General features: G+C 63.4%; 14 protein-coding genes and 1 riboswitch. Of the genes, 5 read left to right on the forward strand and 9 right to left on the reverse strand.

Going from position 1 to position 17,797, the window contains the following annotated elements:
* Nucleotides 1–20 precede the first annotated feature (20 nt).
* Both thiS and QCE83_RS12330 read right to left on the reverse strand, forming a co-directional pair.
* Nucleotides 21–218: a sulfur carrier protein ThiS gene (gene thiS, locus QCE83_RS12325; RefSeq protein WP_309810258.1), complete on the reverse strand. Its 198-nt coding sequence runs from the start codon at nucleotides 216–218 to the stop codon at nucleotides 21–23.
* A 17-nt stretch (nucleotides 219–235) separates the two neighbouring features.
* Complete coding sequence (locus QCE83_RS12330) at nucleotides 236–1,402, reverse strand: FAD-dependent oxidoreductase (protein ID WP_309810261.1); 1,167 nt, start codon at nucleotides 1,400–1,402, stop codon at nucleotides 236–238.
* Between the two features lie 224 nt (nucleotides 1,403–1,626).
* A riboswitch (TPP riboswitch) is annotated at nucleotides 1,627–1,751 on the reverse strand.
* A gap of 276 nt (nucleotides 1,752–2,027) precedes the next feature.
* Here QCE83_RS12330 and QCE83_RS12335 point away from each other — a divergent pair.
* The 3 genes from QCE83_RS12335 to QCE83_RS12345 all read left to right on the forward strand — a co-directional run bounded on the left by QCE83_RS12335 (nucleotide 2,028) and on the right by QCE83_RS12345 (nucleotide 5,189).
* On the forward strand, nucleotides 2,028–3,770 hold the full coding sequence (locus QCE83_RS12335) for an ABC transporter ATP-binding protein/permease (RefSeq protein ID WP_309810265.1): 1,743 nt from the start codon (nucleotides 2,028–2,030) through the stop codon (nucleotides 3,768–3,770).
* Between the two features lie 149 nt (nucleotides 3,771–3,919).
* Entirely contained in the window at nucleotides 3,920–4,402 is a 483-nt protein-coding gene (locus QCE83_RS12340; protein WP_309810267.1) for a hypothetical protein, read from the forward strand.
* 25 nt (nucleotides 4,403–4,427) lie between these two features.
* Complete coding sequence (locus QCE83_RS12345) at nucleotides 4,428–5,189, forward strand: DUF1828 domain-containing protein (protein ID WP_309810269.1); 762 nt, start codon at nucleotides 4,428–4,430, stop codon at nucleotides 5,187–5,189.
* Nucleotides 5,190–5,253: 64 nt separating this feature from the next.
* Here the strand turns inward: QCE83_RS12345 and QCE83_RS12350 are convergent, their stop codons facing one another.
* The 3 genes from QCE83_RS12350 to QCE83_RS12360 form a co-directional block, all read right to left on the reverse strand.
* Entirely contained in the window at nucleotides 5,254–6,720 is a 1,467-nt protein-coding gene (locus QCE83_RS12350) for a glutamate synthase subunit beta (protein ID WP_309810271.1), read from the reverse strand.
* Between the two features lie 80 nt (nucleotides 6,721–6,800).
* Nucleotides 6,801–11,504, reverse strand: a complete 4,704-nt coding sequence (locus tag QCE83_RS12355; RefSeq protein WP_309810274.1) for a glutamate synthase-related protein — start codon at nucleotides 11,502–11,504, stop codon at nucleotides 6,801–6,803.
* Nucleotides 11,505–11,833: 329 nt separating this feature from the next.
* On the reverse strand, nucleotides 11,834–12,541 hold the full coding sequence (locus tag QCE83_RS12360) for a transposase (protein ID WP_309810277.1): 708 nt from the start codon (nucleotides 12,539–12,541) through the stop codon (nucleotides 11,834–11,836).
* A gap of 205 nt (nucleotides 12,542–12,746) precedes the next feature.
* Here QCE83_RS12360 and QCE83_RS12365 point away from each other — a divergent pair, with 205 nt between their 5' ends.
* Nucleotides 12,747–13,472: an OmpW family outer membrane protein gene (locus QCE83_RS12365; RefSeq protein WP_309811703.1), complete on the forward strand. Its 726-nt coding sequence runs from the start codon at nucleotides 12,747–12,749 to the stop codon at nucleotides 13,470–13,472.
* Between the two features lie 300 nt (nucleotides 13,473–13,772).
* A complete protein-coding gene (locus QCE83_RS12370; protein ID WP_309810280.1) occupies nucleotides 13,773–14,150 on the forward strand; it encodes a DUF883 family protein in 378 nt (125 codons plus the stop codon).
* Nucleotides 14,151–14,165: 15 nt separating this feature from the next.
* Here QCE83_RS12370 and ugpQ read toward each other — a convergent pair whose 3' ends face one another.
* The 4 genes from ugpQ to ugpA are packed head-to-tail and all read right to left on the reverse strand — an operon-like array spanning nucleotide 14,166 to nucleotide 17,761.
* Nucleotides 14,166–14,921: a glycerophosphodiester phosphodiesterase gene (gene ugpQ / locus QCE83_RS12375; RefSeq protein WP_309810284.1), complete on the reverse strand. Its 756-nt coding sequence runs from the start codon at nucleotides 14,919–14,921 to the stop codon at nucleotides 14,166–14,168.
* Between the two features lie 10 nt (nucleotides 14,922–14,931).
* Nucleotides 14,932–16,017: a sn-glycerol-3-phosphate import ATP-binding protein UgpC gene (locus QCE83_RS12380; protein ID WP_309810287.1), complete on the reverse strand. Its 1,086-nt coding sequence runs from the start codon at nucleotides 16,015–16,017 to the stop codon at nucleotides 14,932–14,934.
* Between the two features lie 17 nt (nucleotides 16,018–16,034).
* Nucleotides 16,035–16,880, reverse strand: a complete 846-nt coding sequence (ugpE, locus tag QCE83_RS12385) for a sn-glycerol-3-phosphate ABC transporter permease UgpE (protein WP_309810290.1) — start codon at nucleotides 16,878–16,880, stop codon at nucleotides 16,035–16,037.
* Nucleotides 16,877–17,761, reverse strand: a complete 885-nt coding sequence (gene ugpA / locus QCE83_RS12390) for a sn-glycerol-3-phosphate ABC transporter permease UgpA (RefSeq protein ID WP_309810293.1) — start codon at nucleotides 17,759–17,761, stop codon at nucleotides 16,877–16,879. The genes ugpE and ugpA overlap by 4 nt, the downstream gene beginning before the upstream one ends.
* Nucleotides 17,762–17,797 lie beyond the last annotated feature (36 nt).

Here is a 17,797-nt window from a genome sequence, read left to right on the forward strand (position 1 = left end):
TTCGGTGTGCGTCATGCGACTCAGCCGCCCGCGACGGGCGACACGACGTCGAGCCGGTCGCCGGCGGAAAGCGTACGGATGGCGTGCTCGCCGCGCGCGACGAACTGGCCGTTGAGCGCGACGGCGAACGGCGGTTTCGCGCCGAAGGCGGCGAGCGCCTCGCCGACAGTGGCGGCGTCGGGCAGATCGAAGGCGCGCTGATTGATGTGGATGTTCATGGCTTTATGTCTCTTGTCTAGTGCGACAGCGCCGGCGCCGCTGCCGGCCTGGCAACGGTGTCGGCCGCGCCATGCAGCAGTTCCGGCCAGCGGGCGGCGCGGCGATGTTCATCGAAGCTCGCGTGATTGGCCACGTCGCCGACGATGAGCGCTTCTGCCAGCCGGCACGCGGTGTCCGCGACTTCGGGCGCAATCATGAAGCCGTGCCGATACAGCCCATTCACGCGCACCGTCCGCGCCCCGTCCCAGACGATGGCCGGGCGGTGATCCGGCAAGGTCGGCCGGCAGTGGGCATTGAGTTCGAGAATGCGCGCCTCGCCGAAACCCGGATGCACGGCGAACGCGGCGCTCAGCAGTTCGAGCGCCGACCGCACGCTCACGGGCGACATGTCCTCGCCTTCGACTTCCGTCGCGCCGATCACGTAGAGATCGTCCTGCTTCGGCGCGATATAGAGCGGATAGCGCGGATGCAGCAGCCGCACCGGCCGCGACAGCCCGATGCCCGGCGCGTGCACCCGCGCCACCTCGCCGCGAATCCCGCGCAGCGCGGGCCAGGCGGGCTTGCCGCCGAGGCCGCGGCAATCGATGATCCAGCGCGCGTCGGGCATGGCCTCGACCGTCGTGTTCCAGTGCGTGCGCACGCCGCGCGCGGCGAGTCCCGCGGCCAATGCGGCGAGCGCCTGGCGGTTGTCGAGCTGGCCTTCGTTCGGCAGCAGCCAGCCTTGCGCGAAACGCGTGCCGAGCGCCGGTTCCGCCTGCGCGACCTGGTCGCCGGCGAGCTTGACGAAACCGCCGTCGAGCAGACCGGCGGGCGAATTGGCGCGCAGCCGGGGTTCGAGCAAGGGCGCCTCGGCGCGATCCGCGCCATGCCAGACGACGAGCGTGCCGTTGCGCTGGAAGAAGACCGGCTCGGGCAATTGCGCGATGAGCCCCGGCCAGCGTTCGAGCGACGCCGCGCCGAGCCCGACCACGAGTGGTTCCGCGCTGGCCGCTTCGGCGAGCGGCGCCAGCATCGCGGCCGCGACCCAGGCGGCCGATTGCGTGCCGGGCGCGTCGCCGCGCTCGAAAAGACTCACTCGATGCCCCGCGCCCGCCAGCTGCCAGGCCACGAGCCGGCCGACGAGCCCGCCGCCGATCACGGCAAAATCCGCCTGGGGGTCGGCGGTCTGATGGATTCTGTTCAATTCGATGTCTCCTAACGGCCGGCGCGGGCACGTGGAGCGTGCGCACGAGGCTCATGCCTGGCGCTGCATCGGAAAGGAGAAAGGCAGGAATGGCCTGATCCGTCCGTGCAGGCGCTGCGGCACATCACAAGGACGACATGGGCGGAGAGACCGGCCCGGCTGCGGATGCGCGCCGGACGGAAAGGACAAGGTGCGGAAGAAACTGGAGGAATGGCGCGGGTGGCGCGCGTTCTCCGGAAACTTCCCTCGCCGGTATTACCCGGATCGGGTGCAAAGGGTCTCTCTCAGCCTCGCTGCGTGAGGGCCGGTTCCGACCGTCGATGCATGCAAAGCACCCCTGTTTCGTCGAAGGTCATTAGAACATGAAAGGCGAAGGCGCTGCAAACCGGGATTGTGCCCTGCTTTTTTCCTGTGCGGCAGCACTCTGGCACAATGCCGCGAACATGGTTCAGCCGGCGAGCGCGCGAAATTAAGTGAGCGTTAAGGCAAACCCGGAACAATTTGCAGGCCCGAAACTGGCTGCCCGGAAGATAACGGCGGGCCGCAGCCGGCCGCACCGCGCAGCACGCCCGTCGCGCGACCACGCAACAATCCGCCGCCCGAAGGGCGCATCGGCAGGAAGCTCATGATCGACACCCGTACTGAAAACACGCAGCAGAAGGCCGACGAAGTCTCGGCGTGGAGCCTCATCAAGCCCTACTGGGTTTCCGAGGAACGCGGCTTCGCGTGGGGCCTGCTCGTGGCGATCATCGCGATCAACATGACGGTCGTGTGGATCAACGTCCGGCTCAACAGCTGGAACGCGGACTTCTACAACGCGCTGCAGAACAAGAACGTCAAGGATTTCCCGCACCTGCTGCTGATCTTCACCGGTCTGGCCTTCGCGTACATCCTGCTCGCGGTGTACGGACGGTATCTGCGGCAGATGCTGGCGTTCCGCTGGCGCCAATGGCTGACGAACAAGTATCTCGAACAGTGGTTCGGCGACAAGGCGTTCTACCGCATCGAACGCGACCGGCTCGCCGACAACCCCGACCAGCGTATCAGCGACGACCTGCAATCCTTCGCGACCACGACGCTTTCGCTCTCGCTCGATTTGCTCTCGACGCTCGTCACGCTGGTCACGTTCATCACGATCCTGTGGACCATCGCGGGCGCGCTGACCTTCTCGCTCGGCGGCACGCCGATCACGATTCCGGGCTACATGGTCTGGGCCGCCGCGCTGTACGCGATCCTGGGCTCGCTGATCATCCAGAAGGTCGGACATCCGCTGGTGTCGATCAACTACCAGCAGCAGAAGGTGGAGGCAGACTTCCGCTTCGGGCTGATCCGCGTGCGCGAGAACGCCGAACAGATCGCCTTCTATGACGGCATCACGACCGAAACGGCGAACGCCAAATCCATTTTCCAGCGCATTCGCGACAACTGGTGGCTGATCATGAAGTACACGAAGCGCATGACCTTCGTGCTGAGCTTCTATGGCCAGATCGCCATCATCTTCCCGATCATGGTCGCGGCGCCGCGCTACTTCGCGGGCGCGTTCTCGTTTGGCGTGCTGATGCAGATTTCATCGGCGTTCGGCACGGTCAGCGACTCGTTTTCCTGGTTCATCAATAGTTATTCGACCTTGGTCGAATGGCGCGCCACGGTGAATCGTCTGCGTGAATTCAAGCGCGTGATGCGTTCCACCCACATCCGCGAGGAAAACTCGCCGGCGACCGCGCGCGGCGGCATCAACCTGCACTACACGAGCACGCCGTCGCTCACGACCCAGGATCTCACGCTCGCGCTGCCGAACGGCACGCCGCTGTCGCGGGTGGCGAACGTGTCGGTGGAGCCGGGCTCGCGCTGGCTGGTGGTCGGGCCGTCGGGCTCGGGCAAGAGCACCCTGATGCGGGCGCTCGCGGGACTGTGGCCGTTCGGCGACGGCACCATCGACGCACCCGTCGACGCGAAGATGATGTTCATCCCGCAAGTAAGCTATCTGCCGATCGGCACGCTGCGCGCGGCGCTCGCGTATCCGTCGCCGGGCGGCACGTTCAGCGACGAAGAAACCCGCGAGGCGCTGCGTCTCTGCAATCTCGGGTCGTATGTGGATCGGCTGGAGGAAAGTGCGCATTGGGCGCGGAGTTTGTCGCCGGGTGAGCAGCAACGTCTGGCCGCGGCGCGCGTGCTGCTGCACAAGCCGGATTTCCTGTTCCTCGACGAGGCGACCAGCGCGCTCGACGCGGAGAACGAACTGCACATCTACAACACGGTGCTGGAGAAGCTGCCGAAGGCGGCGATTCTGAGCGTCGCGCATCGTGAGTCGGTGGCGATGTTCCATGACTACAAGATCGAGATCGAAAGGACGATGGCGGAGGCTTGAAGCGGGCTTGATGGTTCGGGCTGGTCGTGAGGACCGCATCGGTGAGGGATCGCTGGTGCGGTTTTGTCTTATTTGTTGGGTGGGTTGGTTGAGGCTGTGTCGCTGAATCTAGACTGTCTAGTCCTGTTCACATCACATTGAGACAACGGATGGACTTCCGGCTTTTAACCGACGACGACCTTAACGCCATGCGACTTGCACCGAAGCTGATTGTGAACCCGCGAGCAAGGTGGGTGATAAAAGGCACCCATCGGGAAAAGAATTTTGTGCTGCATGACGCCCGGGACGCCACGCAGGCATACCGGATCTTTCTGCGCGTTTCGTCCACGAATCCCTCGGTTTTCTCAGTCGGACTGACGCGGGTCTGGTCTGCCGAAATGACCCTGATCCTCGCCCGGTACAACGGTCCCTATCATTCACACAGGAACATCCTGGAACGCATCAAAGTCCCAGTGGGCCATCATCGACATCTGGCAACCCATCGTTACATCAATGCGGGCCTCGACGCGGACGGGTACGCCGAGTCGGTGTCCGACTACAACTCGGTCGGGAGCGCGTTCGAACGTCTATGCAGAGATTGCGGCATCGCCTGGTTCGAATCCAGCTCCTTCCAACCTGAATTAGCGGTCTGACATGTTGCCTAACACTCCAGACGCAGTGAAGCGACTGCTGTGCGAGTCGTGGTGTTCCGAACTCGACGTAGCGCAAGACGGCGAGGCGTTGCGGCTCTCCATGCCCTTGCTCGAACCGGACGGTGACTGCGTGACAGTCTGGCTCCGACAAACGATGGGCGGCTGGCGGCTCGAAGATGCTGGCGCAACGCTCATGCGCGTCTCATACGACTCCGACGTGTCCGCCCTCATGCGAGGTCCGCGTCGGGTCTTGCTCGACAGGATGCTCGCGGAGCACGGCGCGCGTCTCGCTGATGATGGCCAGATCGTGGCTGAGGCGGACGAACAATTACTCGGCGTTTCACTGCTGCGTTACGGCCAAGCCTTGTTGCGCATCAGTGACTTGAAGAGCTGGACTCGGACGCGCGTTGCATCAACATTTTTTGACGATCTTCGGCTAAACCTCACAGAGATCGTCGGCGTCGACCATGTGATCGAGAATTACCACGCGCCCGAAGTGCCCGATGCGTCCGATTATCCAATCGATTTCGCCATCACAGGCGCGAGTACGCCGCTTTTTGTCTTCGGTGTGACTGGTCAGGAGCGGGCACGGCTGGCGACAATCGTGCTTCAACACATCGAGCCATTCATCGAGCGCTACGACTCGATTGTCGTGTTCCAGGACGCAAGCGCCATCCCGAGCAGCGATCTGCGCCGCCTCATGAACGCGGCGAACGACATGGTCGACTCGATCGATGCCAAGGCTGCGCTGGCCAAAAAAATCCAGCACCGAATGCGCTCAGCCTGAAAACCAAAAAGGCGGACAGCCTTTCGACCATCCGCCTTCTCTCAACCCTTCCGGGACAAGCCCTTTACCGCGGCAACTCACTGCTCCCCATCAGGAACGCATCGACCGACCGCGCGCACTGGCGTCCTTCGCGAATCGCCCACACCACCAGCGACTGGCCGCGCCGCATATCGCCCGCCGTGAACACCTTGTCCACCGACGTGTAATACGCCTTGTCGCCTTCGGTCGAAGCACGCACGTTGCCGCGCGCATCCTTCTCGACGCCGAACGCTTCCAGCACCGGCGACACCGGCTGCGTGAAACCCATCGCGAGCAGCACGAGATCGGCCTTCATCTCGAACTCCGAACCCGGCACTTCCTGCATCTTGCCGCCCTTCCACTCGACGCGCACCGCAATCAGCTTCTCGACCTTGCCGTTCTTGCCTTCGAAGCGCTTCGTCGCCACCGACCAGTCACGCTCGCAGCCCTCTTCATGCGACGAGGACGTGCGCAGCTTGATCGGCCAGTACGGCCACACGAGCGGCTTGTTCTCTTCTTCAGGCGGTTGCGCCAGCAGTTCGAACTGCGTCACGCCCTTCGCGCCATGCCGGTTCGACGTGCCGACGCAATCCGAACCCGTATCGCCGCCGCCGATCACGACCACATGCTTGCCCTTGGCCAGCAGCTGGTCCGGGACCTTGTCGCCGGCATTGACCTTGTTCTGCTGCGGCAGAAATTCCATCGCGTAGTAGATGCCCTGCAGCTCGCGGCCGGGCACCGGCAGATCACGCGGCGTTTCCGAACCGCCGGCGATCACCACGGCGTCGAACTGTTCCTTCAGCTCGTCCGGCGTGATGGTTTCCTTCGCCGTGTTGGCGATGTAGTCCGGCATCGCTTCCTTGCCGATGAACACATTGGTGCGGAACGACACGCCTTCCGCTTCCATCTGGCGCATGCGGCGGTCGATCAGCCACTTCTCCAGCTTGAAGTCGGGAATGCCGTAGCGCAGCAGGCCGCCGATGCGGTCGTTCTTCTCGAACACGACGACGTCATGTCCCGCGCGCCCGAGTTGCTGCGCGGCGGCCAAGCCCGCCGGACCCGAACCCACCACGGCCACCTTCTTGCCCGTCTTGTGCTTCGGCGGCTGCGGCACGACCCAGCCTTCGGCGAAGGCCTTGTCGATGATCGCGTGCTCGATCGACTTGATGCCGACCGGATCGTCGTTGATGCCCAACGTACACGCCGATTCGCACGGCGCCGGGCAGATGCGGCCCGTGAACTCCGGGAAGTTGTTGGTGGAATGCAGCACGTTGATCGCGCTCTTCCAGTCCTGCTGGAACACCAGATCGTTGAAGTCCGGAATGATGTTGTTGACCGGACAGCCGTTGTTGCAGAACGGAATGCCGCAGTCCATGCAGCGCGCGCCCTGAACCTTCGCGTCTTCATCGGTCAGCGCTGCAACAAATTCCTTGTAGTGCTTGACGCGGGTCAGCGGTGCTTCGTACGCCTCGTGCTGGCGCTCGAACTCGAGAAAACCGGTTGCCTTGCCCATTTCTTTCTCTGTATTTGGTGAGGATCACGCGCTCTGACGTCTTTGCGGCAGAGCGCGCTTGTTTCTGTGTGAACGAGGCGTCAAGCCGCGATGGCGTCCTTCGACTTCTTCGCGCCAATTTCAGCCAGCGCGCGCTTGTACTCCGTCGGGAAGACCTTGACGAACTGGCGGCGCGACGCGTCCCAGTTTTCAAGCAAGGCCTTCGCGCGCGGCGAGCCGGTGAACTGGAAGTGACGCTCGATCAGCCCCTTGAGCAGCGCTTCGTCGGTCTTGCCGGCGTGCCACAGCGCGCGATCCACCGTGCGCTCCTGTTCGGCCTGCTGCAGCACCGGATCGAGTGCGACCATCGACTTGTTGCACTTGCCCGCGAAGCTGCCATCCGGGTCGTACACGAACGAGATGCCGCCCGACATGCCCGCCGCGAAGTTGCGGCCGGTCTCGCCGAGCACGACCACCGTGCCGCCGGTCATGTATTCGCAGCCGTGGTCGCCGGTGCCTTCGACGACCGCCGTCGCACCCGAGTTGCGCACGCAGAAGCGCTCGCCCGCGACGCCGCGGAAATACGCTTCGCCTTCGATCGCGCCGTACATCACCGTGTTGCCGCAGATGATGTTTTCCTCGGACTTGCCGCGGAAGTCGTTGGTCGGACGAATGATGATGCGCCCGCCCGAGAGACCCTTGCCGACGTAGTCGTTGCCGTCGCCGACCAGATCCAGCGTCACGCCCTTCGCGAGGAACGCGCCGAAGCTCTGACCCGCCGTACCCTTCAGCTGGATGTGGATGGAATCGTCGGGCAGGCCGTCGTGGCCGTGCTTCTTCGCGATCGTGCCGGACAGCATGGCGCCGACCGTACGGTTCACGTTGCGCACCGGCTGGATGAACGACACATGCTCGCCCTTCTCGATGGCGGCCTTCGACTTCTCGATCAGGATGTGATCGAGCGCCTTGTCCAGACCGTGGTCCTGCACGTCCACATGCTTGCGCGCGACTTCTGCTTCCACCGGCACCTGATAGAACACGCGCGAGAAATCGAGACCCTTCGCCTTCCAGTGCTCGACGCCCTTCTTCGTGTCGAGCAGCTCGGCGCGGCCGATCAGGTCGTCGAACTTGCGGATGCCGAACTGCGCCATGATTTCGCGCACTTCCTCGGCCACGAAGAAGAAGAAGTTGACGACGTGTTCCGGCTGGCCGGAGAACTTCGCGCGCAGCACCGGGTCCTGCGTCGCGACGCCGACCGGGCACGTGTTCAGATGGCACTTGCGCATCATGATGCAGCCTTCGACGACGAGCGGCGCCGTCGCGAAGCCGAACTCGTCCGCGCCGAGCAGCGCGCCGATCACGACGTCGCGGCCGGTCTTCATCTGGCCGTCGGCCTGCACGCGGATACGGCCGCGCAGACGGTTCAGCACCAGGGTCTGCTGGGTTTCGGCGAGGCCGAGTTCCCACGGCGTGCCCGCATGCTTGAGCGACGAGAGCGGCGAAGCGCCCGTGCCGCCGTCATGGCCCGCGATCACGACGTGATCCGCCTTCGCCTTCGCGACACCGGCCGCCACCGTGCCGACGCCCACTTCGGACACCAGCTTCACGGAAATGCTCGAACCGGAGTTCACGTTCTTCAGATCGTGGATCAGTTGCGCCAGGTCTTCGATCGAATAGATGTCGTGGTGCGGCGGCGGCGAAATGAGGCCGACGCCCGGCACCGAGTAACGCAGCTTGCCGATGTAATCCGACACCTTGTGGCCCGGCAACTGACCGCCTTCGCCGGGCTTCGCGCCCTGCGCCATCTTGATCTGGATCTGGTCCGCCGACGCGAGATACTCCGCCGTCACGCCGAAGCGGCCCGACGCCACTTGCTTGATCTTCGAGCGCAGCGAATCGCCTTCCTTCAGCGGGATGTCGGTGACGACTTCCTTGCCGATGATCGATTGCAGCGTGTCGCCGTTCTTGATCGGAATGCCGCGCAGTTCGTTGCGATAGCGCGTTTCATCCTCGCCGCCTTCGCCGGTGTTCGACTTGCCGCCGATACGGTTCATCGCGACCGCCAGCGTGGCGTGCGCTTCCGTGCTGATCGAGCCGAGCGACATGGCGCCGGTCGCGAAGCGCTTGACGATGTCCTTGGCCGATTCGACTTCTTCGAGCGGAATCGCCTTGGCCGGGTCGACCTTGAATTCGAACAGACCGCGGAACGTCATGTGACGCTTCGTCTGGTCGTTGATGATGTGCGCGTATTCCTTGTACGTCTGGTACGAGTTGCTGCGCGCCGAGTGCTGCAGCTTGGCGATGGCGTCGGGCGTCCACATGTGCTCTTCGCCGCGCACGCGGTACGCGTACTCGCCGCCTGCGTCGAGCATGTTGGCGAGCACCGGGTTGTCGCCGAACGCATCGCGATGCAGGCGAATCGCTTCCTCGGCCACTTCGAAGATGCCGATGCCGCCGACCTTCGACGCCGTGCCCTTGAAGTACTTCTCGACCAGATCCGCCGACAGGCCCACGCCTTCGAAAATCTGCGCGCCGGTGTAGGACATGTACGTCGAGATGCCCATCTTCGACATGACCTTGAGCAGGCCCTTGCCGACCGCCTTCGTGAAGTTGTAGATGACCTTCTCGGCCGAGAGATCGCCCTTCAGGCCCTCGGCCATGTTGGCGAGCGTCTCCAGCGCGAGGTACGGGTGCACGGCTTCCGCGCCGTAGCCCGCGAGCAGCGCGAAGTGATGCGTCTCGCGCGCCGAGCCGGTTTCGACGACCAGACCCGTGCTCGTGCGCAGACCATGCGCGACGAGATGCGAGTGAATGGCCGAGGTGGCGAGCAGCGCCGGGATCGCGACGTTGTCACGGTCCGCGCGGCGGTCCGACACGATCAGGATGTTGTAGCCCGACTTGACGGCGTCCACGGCTTCGGCGCACAGCGAGGCGATGCGCGCCTCGATGCCTTCCTTGCCCCAGGCAACCGGATAGCAGATGTTCAGTTCGTACGAGCTGAATTTGCCGCCGGTGTACTGGTCGATGGCGCGGATCTTCGCGATGTCCTTGAAGTCGAGCACGGGCTGCGACACTTCGAGGCGCATCGTCGGGTTGATGTTGGTCGTGTCGAGCAGGTTCGGCTTCGGGCCGATGAACGACACGAGCGACATCACCATGTTCTCGCGGATCGGGTCGATCGGCGGGTTCGTCACCTGCGCGAACAACTGCTTGAAGTAGTTGTACAGCGTCTTGTTCTTGTTGGACATGACCGCCAGCGGCGAGTCGTTGCCCATCGAGCCGATGGCTTCCTCGCCTGATTGCGCCATCGGCGCCATCAGGAACTTGAGGTCTTCCTGCGTGTAGCCGAACGCCTGCTGGCGGTCCAGCAGCACGGCGGCTTCGCGGCGCTGCGTCTCGACGTCTTCCGCCTTCGGCTCGATTTCGTCGAGCTTGATGCGCACGGCCTCGATCCAGCTCTTGTACGGCTTGGCGTTCGCGAGGTTGTCCTTGAGTTCCTTGTCCTGGATGATGCGGCCCTGCTCCATGTCGATCAGGAACATCTTGCCCGGCTGCAGGCGCCACTTCTGGACGATCTTCGACTCGGGAATAGGCAGCACGCCCGACTCCGACGCGAGGATCACGAGGTCGTCGTCGGTGACAAGATAGCGTGCCGGACGCAGGCCGTTACGGTCCAGCGTCGCGCCGATCTGACGGCCGTCGGTGAATGCGATCGCGGCGGGGCCGTCCCACGGTTCCATCATCGCGGCGTGATATTCGTAGAACGCGCGGCGGTTGTCGTCCATCAGCGTGTGCTGCTCCCACGCTTCCGGGATCATCATCATCATCGCGTGGACGAGCGGGTAGCCGGCCATCACGAGCAGTTCGAGACAGTTGTCGAACGAAGCCGTGTCCGACTGGCCCGGGTAGATCAGCGGCCAGAGCTTCGGCAGGTCGTCGCCGAGCACGTGCGAGGCGATCGCGCCGGTACGCGCGTTCAGCCAGTTGACGTTGCCCTTCACGGTGTTGATTTCACCGTTGTGCGCGATCATGCGGTACGGGTGCGCGAGCTCCCATGCCGGGAAGGTGTTGGTCGAGAAGCGCTGGTGCACGAGCGCCAGCGCCGAGACGACGCGCTCGTCCTGCAGGTCGCGGTAATACACGCCGACCTGGCCCGCGAGCAGCAGCCCCTTGTAGACGACAGTACGCGACGACACCGACGGCACGAAGTATTCCTTGCCGTGCTTGAGCTTGAGCGCCTGGATGCGGTGGCTGGCGGTCTTGCGGATGATGTACAGCTTGCGCTCGAGCGCGTCCGTCACAACGATGTCCTTGCCGCGCCCGATGAAGATCTGGCGGATCAGCGGCTCGGTGGCCTTGACGGTGGGCGAGATGGGCATGGTGGAGTCGACGGGGACGTCGCGCCAGCCGAGCACCACCTGGCCTTCTGCCTTCACGGTACGTTCGAGTTCCTGTTCGCACGCGAGACGCGAGGCGTGTTCCTTCGGCAGGAAGATCATGCCGACGCCATATTCGCCCGCCGGCGGCAACGTCACGCCCTGCTTGGCCATTTCCTCGCGATAGAAACCGTCCGGCACCTGGATCAGGATGCCGGCGCCGTCGCCCATCAGCGGATCGGCGCCCACTGCGCCACGGTGGTCCAGATTCTCGAGAATCTTGAGACCCTGCTGAATGATCTCGTGGCTCTTTTTCCCCTTGATGTGGGCGACGAAGCCGACGCCGCAGGCGTCATGCTCGTTGGCAGGGTCGTACATGCCCTGCGCGGCGGGAAGCGAACCGACTGCCGGTTGCTGATGATCGTTCATGGGGACACCGTCTCTACTGTGAGGGGCCGACTGACGCGGCCGTTGAACCATTTTCTTGTTGCTGCGCGACTGTTTTGTTTCAACGATCAGGTCGCACCGCACGGTCGTGCGCGGCACGCTGCACCGCGGCAATCGCCGGAAATCGAAATATACGCGACGAATCAAAAAGATGGCAAACAAAATGTGATGGTCTGGCACCTATTATCGTTATGGTGCAAACTTGCCCCGTTTATTTGGGGCCACATTGAAAATGCCCGATAAAAAACGGCGCTCCGTTGAAATCCGAGACGCCGTTTCGTTTTTTTCTTCAGCTTTGTATTGACGGGCCGTTATTGGGCCTGTGGAGTTTCGCGAACCTTGCGCGGCCGGCCGCGCGGCAGCGGCGACACCCGGCGATTGGCCGCCCGCGCGGCCCATTCCCGATAGGAATCGCTGCCGAGCACCCAGCCTTTGAGTGTCGCTTGCAGGAGACGCGTGGTTTCGCGTTCATCGAGCGGTTGTTCGCACAGTTCCTTGTAGGCGTGCTGGCGTTCGAAAGGCGTGTTGCCGAGCGACCAGAACAACGGATGGTCGGTGATCAGCCCATCGAGCGTGAGGCCGATGTGATGACGGAAGCTCGACCACTTGTAGTCTTGCGGCGCCGCGACGAGTTGCGCACGCACCGGCGCCATCTCGACGACGCGCGTAGCAAGAAGGAAGTAACGCTCGCCCTCGATGACGGTCGCCCGGTAGCGGCCTTCCCAGAGTGTGCCGCGTCGCATGTAACGTCGATTGAAGTGCGCTACGTAACGACGTCCGACTGCCTGCATCGCTTTGGGCAAGCTGGATTCGTCGCGCGGCGTGACCAGCAGATGCACCGCCTGCGGCATCAGTGCATAGGCGTGAATGGAGAGGTGATGATCACGCGAAGCCGTTCTCAGGCAGTCGATGAAGAGCTCATAGTCCTGGTCATCAACGAAGGCGGGCTGCTGGTCGAGACCACGCAGGATGACATGCTGCGGCTGTTCGGGAACGTAGAGTCGTGCAAGCCGTGCCATTCTGGATATTCCGTTGGTCGCGTTTGTGTTACCCCGGCAGGGGTCCTTGGGAGCCATTCCGGCAACATGTGCAAAAGCCATGCAAATGCCGTGCAACGAGGCTCCGAAGCCGCTCTGTGCCCTAGGGAAAATGCTCTACGGCACCGCTATGGTTACTTTGAAATGTTGTGTTCATAATGAGCGTGCTTTTTCGGAGGAGCACAAATTGAAAATAAAACAGGTCATCACGGGGATCGCGGCATTGGCGTGTGTGTCCACAGCGGCGCATGCGCAATCAGCCGGATCCTTCTATGTCACTGGAGGCTGGTTTCATTTTGCCCCGCAAGACAGCAGCGGTCCGCTCAAAGAAACAAGTGTAGGCGGATCTCCCGTCAATATCGATGTTCCCGGCACGGGCGCCGGCATTTCAAGCGCTGATACCGCCGGCTTCACGTTCGGTTACTTCGCAACAGATCACATCGCCGCGGAACTCGAGATGGGCATCCCGCCCACGTTCGACCTCGAAGGCACCGGCACGCTCTCGCGCTACGGCAAGCTTGGCAGCGCGAAGCAGTGGAGCCCGACGCTGCTCTTCAAATACTTCTTCAATGCTCCTCAAGCGAAGTTCCGTCCGTTCGTCGGCATTGGCGTAACGCGCACCTGGTTCACCGATGCCAAGATCACCAATGACCAGTTCGAAGGCTCGGTCCTGCATGGTCCGACCAGCGTCGACACGGATAGTTCTTGGGCACCGGTCTTTAACGTCGGCGCAACCTACAACTTCACCGAGCATTGGTTCGCCGGATTTTCGGTTTCGTTCATTCCGCTGAAGGCAACGGCCAAGCTCAACACCGCCGCGCAAACGCCGGTGGGTACGCTCAATGTTCAATCGCAGGCGAAAATCACGCTCAATCCGATCGTGACGTATTTGCGCGTAGGTTATCGCTTCTAAAAAGCGGGTTGCTGCGTATGCGAGATTGAAAGATCGAAGCGAAAGCGCATTAACAAAGATAACGCCGGCATGTTTTCATGCCGGCGTTTTTATTTGCACAATGCTTGTAAATGTGACCTTCTATGGATGGCATCGCTTGCACATCTTACGTGCCGTGTGCATGTACCATGTCTCTCCGGGCGCGCCCACGCGTCCCGTCATCGATTCATGAACCACCGGCACCGAACTTGCTCAGTCATGGGTTTTTCCCGCTGATTCAAGGGCGGGCTATCCACGACTCATCCATCGACGGAGCGATCTATGAACGCACTGCCCAACACGCGTGACGCCATCGGAGATTCATGGACCACGACCAGCCGCCGGGCTCGACGCATGGCGCGGCATGGCCGTGAAGCAGCCGAGGATATCGGCTCGGAACTGCGCTCCTTGCTGAGCGAACTGGAAAGTGCACTGTCCGAAGGCACGTCCGCCGACGCCGCCGCATTGCGCGCGCAGATCAGCGATCGGCTCGACAGCGCCCGCGCGCGCCTCAACGATACCCACGCCGTGCTGCGTCAGCGCGCGGGTGCCGCGCTCGAAGATGCCGACGCATTCATCCACGAAAAGCCCTGGCAGACCATCGCGCTGGTCGGCGGCCTTGCGCTCGTCGCCGGGATTCTGCTCGCCCGCGTGCGTTGATCGAGCGTTGACCTTCTAGTCCGACGCCGCTTCCAGAAAATCCGCGCCAATGATGTCGATGCGATCCGTACAGATCGCATCGACGCCCCATTGCGCGAGCAGGCGCGCACGCGCGGGATCGTTGACGGTATAGGCGAGGATGCGCAGTCCGGCATCCTTGATCTGTGCGACCAGCGTTTCATCCAGCGCGCGGTGGTTCGCATGCAGCGACACGCACGCCAGCGCCGACGTCTGCGCGTGCCAGTCCGCCGGCACGCGCTCGTAGAGCATGCCGCGCGGCAGGTCGGGTGCGGCATCGCGGGCCGCTTCAAGCGCCGCATAAGAGAACGACGACAACAGCGGCGCCGGATCGGCATCCGCCCACAGGCTCGCCGCTTCACGCGCCACGATCTCGCCGGTCCGGACGTCGCGTCCCGTGCTCGGCTTGATCTCGATATTCGCCGCCAGTCCATGACGCACGCAGCGCTCGCGCACCTGCGCGAGCGTCGGCATGCGCGCGTGCGCGAACGTCGCGCCAAACCACGCGCCCGCATCGAGCGCCTGCAATTGCGCCAGGCTCAGCGCCTGCGCCGCGCCCTGGCCATTCGACGTGCGATCGACATCGTCGTCATGCAACAGGAAGACGAGGTCGTCGGCGGAAAGCTTCGCGTCGAATTCGATCATCCGGTGTCCGTAACGCGCGCCGACGTCGATGGCTTCCAGCGTGTTCTCCGGCGCAAGCTTGCCGCCGCCGCGATGCGCGACGATGGCGGGATAAGGCCAGGTTCTCATCGTCGCTCCTTCAGTTGGCGCGCCTTCCGGTTGCTGCATCGAAGAAATGCAGATGGCGCGCCGGCAGCGACAGCGCCAGTTGCTCGCCCCGCCGCGGCCGATGCTCGTGCGGCAGCCGCGCCGCCACATCGTGCTTGCCCCACTTGCCGTGGGCCAGGTTGTCGGCGCCGAGCAGTTCCGCCGAATCGACCTCCAGCGTGGCACTCGGCACGCCTTCGATGCCCGGCGTCATGTGCTCGGGACGAATGCCGAGCGTCCACTCGCGCCCGTGCATCTCGCGCGTGACGCCGTTCGCTCCCGACACGGGCAGTGCCGGCCCGTCGCCGGCCACATGAAACGTCGCGCCGTCGTCCGCAAGGCGCCCTTCGAGCAGATTCATCGCAGGCGAACCGATGAAGCTCGCGACGAACACCGTCGCCGGCCGCTCGTAGACTTCGGTCGGCGCGCCGATTTGCTCGGCATGGCCCTTGTTCATCACGATGACGCGTTGCGCGAGCGTCATCGCCTCGATCTGATCGTGCGTGACGTAGAGGCTCGTGGTCGCGAGACGCGCGTGCAGGCGCTGGATTTCGAGGCGCATCTGCACGCGCAGCTTGGCGTCGAGATTGGACAGGGGTTCGTCGAACAGGAACACCGCCGGTTCACGCACGATCGCGCGGCCCATCGCGACGCGCTGCCGCTGTCCGCCCGACAGTTCGCGCGGCTTGCGCGCGAGCAGATGCTCGAGTTCGAGGATGCGCGCGGCATTGGCCACGCGCGCGTCGATCGTCTTACGGTCCGCGCCGCCGATCTTCAGCGCATACGCCATGTTCTGCGCCACGCTCATGTGCGGATAGAGCGCGTAGTTCTGGAACACCATCGCGATGTCGCGATCCTTCGGCTCCAGCTTGTTCACGACCTTGCCGCCGATCTCGATCGCGCCTTCCGAGACGCTCTCCAGCCCCGCCACCATGCGCAGCAGCGTGGACTTGCCGCAGCCCGACGGGCCCACCATCACGACGAACTCGCCATCGCCGACTGCCACGTCGATGCCGTGCAGCACGTACTGCGAGCCGTCGTAGGTCTTCTTCACGCCCTTGAGATTCAGCGCAGCCATCTATCCAGAGTCTCCGATTATTTTTCCGCGTCGACGAGGCCGCGCACGAACCAGCGCTGCATCGTCAGCACGACGGCGAGCGGCGGCAGCATCGCGAGCAGCGTCGCGGTCATGACGAGATGCCACTCGGTCGCGGTGTCGCCGGACGCGATCATGCTCTTGATGCCGACCACCGCCGTCTGCAGCGATACCTCGTTGGTGATGAGAATCGGCCAGAGATACTGGTTCCAGCCGTAGATGAACGTGATGACGAAGAGCGCCGCGATGTTCGTCTTCGACAGCGGCAGCACGACGTCCCAGAAGAAGCGCAGCGGCCCGGCGCCGTCGATGCGCGCGGCCTCCATCAGCTCGTCGGGCAGCGTCATGAAGAACTGCCGGAACAGGAAGGTCGCGGTCGCCGATGCGATCAGCGGCAGCGTGAGGCCCGCATACGTGTTCGACAGATGCATCGACGACACGACCTGCACGGTCGGAAAGATGCGCACTTCGACCGGCAGCATCAGCGTGATGAAGATGAGCCAGAACGCGAGGTTCTTCAGCGGAAAACGGAAGAACACGATGGCATAGGCCGAGACGATCGACACCGCAATCTTGCCGATGGAAATCACGAGCGCCATCACGAGGCTGTTCAGCAGCATGAGCCCGAACGGCGCCGCCGCGTTGCCGCTGCCGTAGGTCCAGATGCGCGCGATGTTCTCGAAGAGATGCGTGCTCGGCACGAGCGAGAGCGGCACGCTGAAGACTTCTTTCGAGTTCATCGTGGCCGCGCAGAACGCGACGTACACCGGAAACACGATCAGCGCGACGCCTGCCAGCAGCACCGCGTGACAGAAGATATCGAAGCCGCGACGGTTCTCGATCATGAGTATTGCACCCTGCGTTCGACGAAACGGAACTGCACCACGGTCAGCACGATGACGATCACCATCAGCACGACCGACTGCGCACCCGAACTGCCGATGTCGAGTCCTTGGAAGCCTTCCGCGAAGATCTTGTAGATCAGCGTCTTGGTGGATTGCGCGGGTCCGCCGCCGGTGGCCGCGTCGATGACCGGGAAGGTATCGAAGAACGCATAGACGAGGTTCACGACCAGCAGGAAGAAGCTGGTCGGCGACAGCAGCGGCAGCGCGATGCCGAAGAAGCGTCGCACGGGTCCGGCGCCGTCGATGGCGGCCGCTTCGATCAGCGATTGCGGGATCGCCTGCAGGCCGGCATAGAAGAACAGGAAGTTATAGCTCACCTGCTTCCAGACCGAGGCGAGCACGACGAGGAACATGGCCTGCGTGCCGTTGAGCGCGTGATTCCACTGGATGCCCTGCTTCGCCAGCGCATACGTGACGAGCCCGATGCTCGGATTGAACAGGAACGACCAGAGCACGGCGGCGATGGCGGGCGCGACCGCATACGGCCAGATGAGCAGCGTCTGGTACGCCTTGGCACCGCGCGTCACGCGATCCGCGCACGCCGCGAGCAGCAGCGAGATCACGAGGCCCGACACGGTGACGAGCGCGCAGAAGATCATCGTCGTGTTGAACGAGGACAGATACAGCGGGTCCGCGAACAGCTGCCTGAAGTTCGCCAAGCCGACGAATTCACTCGACGTGCCGAACGCATCCTGGCTCTGCGTGGCCTGCCAGAGCGCCTCGCCGGCCGGCCACAGGAAGAACAGCGCGGTGATGGCGAGCTGAGGGGCGACGAGCAGATACGGCAACACGCTCGTATCGAAACGAGACCGTTTTTCCATGCGGTGTGTCCTGAACGAAGGCGCCCGCGCCGTGCG

The sequence above is a fragment of the Caballeronia sp. LZ034LL genome (assembly GCF_031451215.1).
Classification (GTDB): Bacteria; Pseudomonadota; Gammaproteobacteria; order Burkholderiales; family Burkholderiaceae; genus Caballeronia.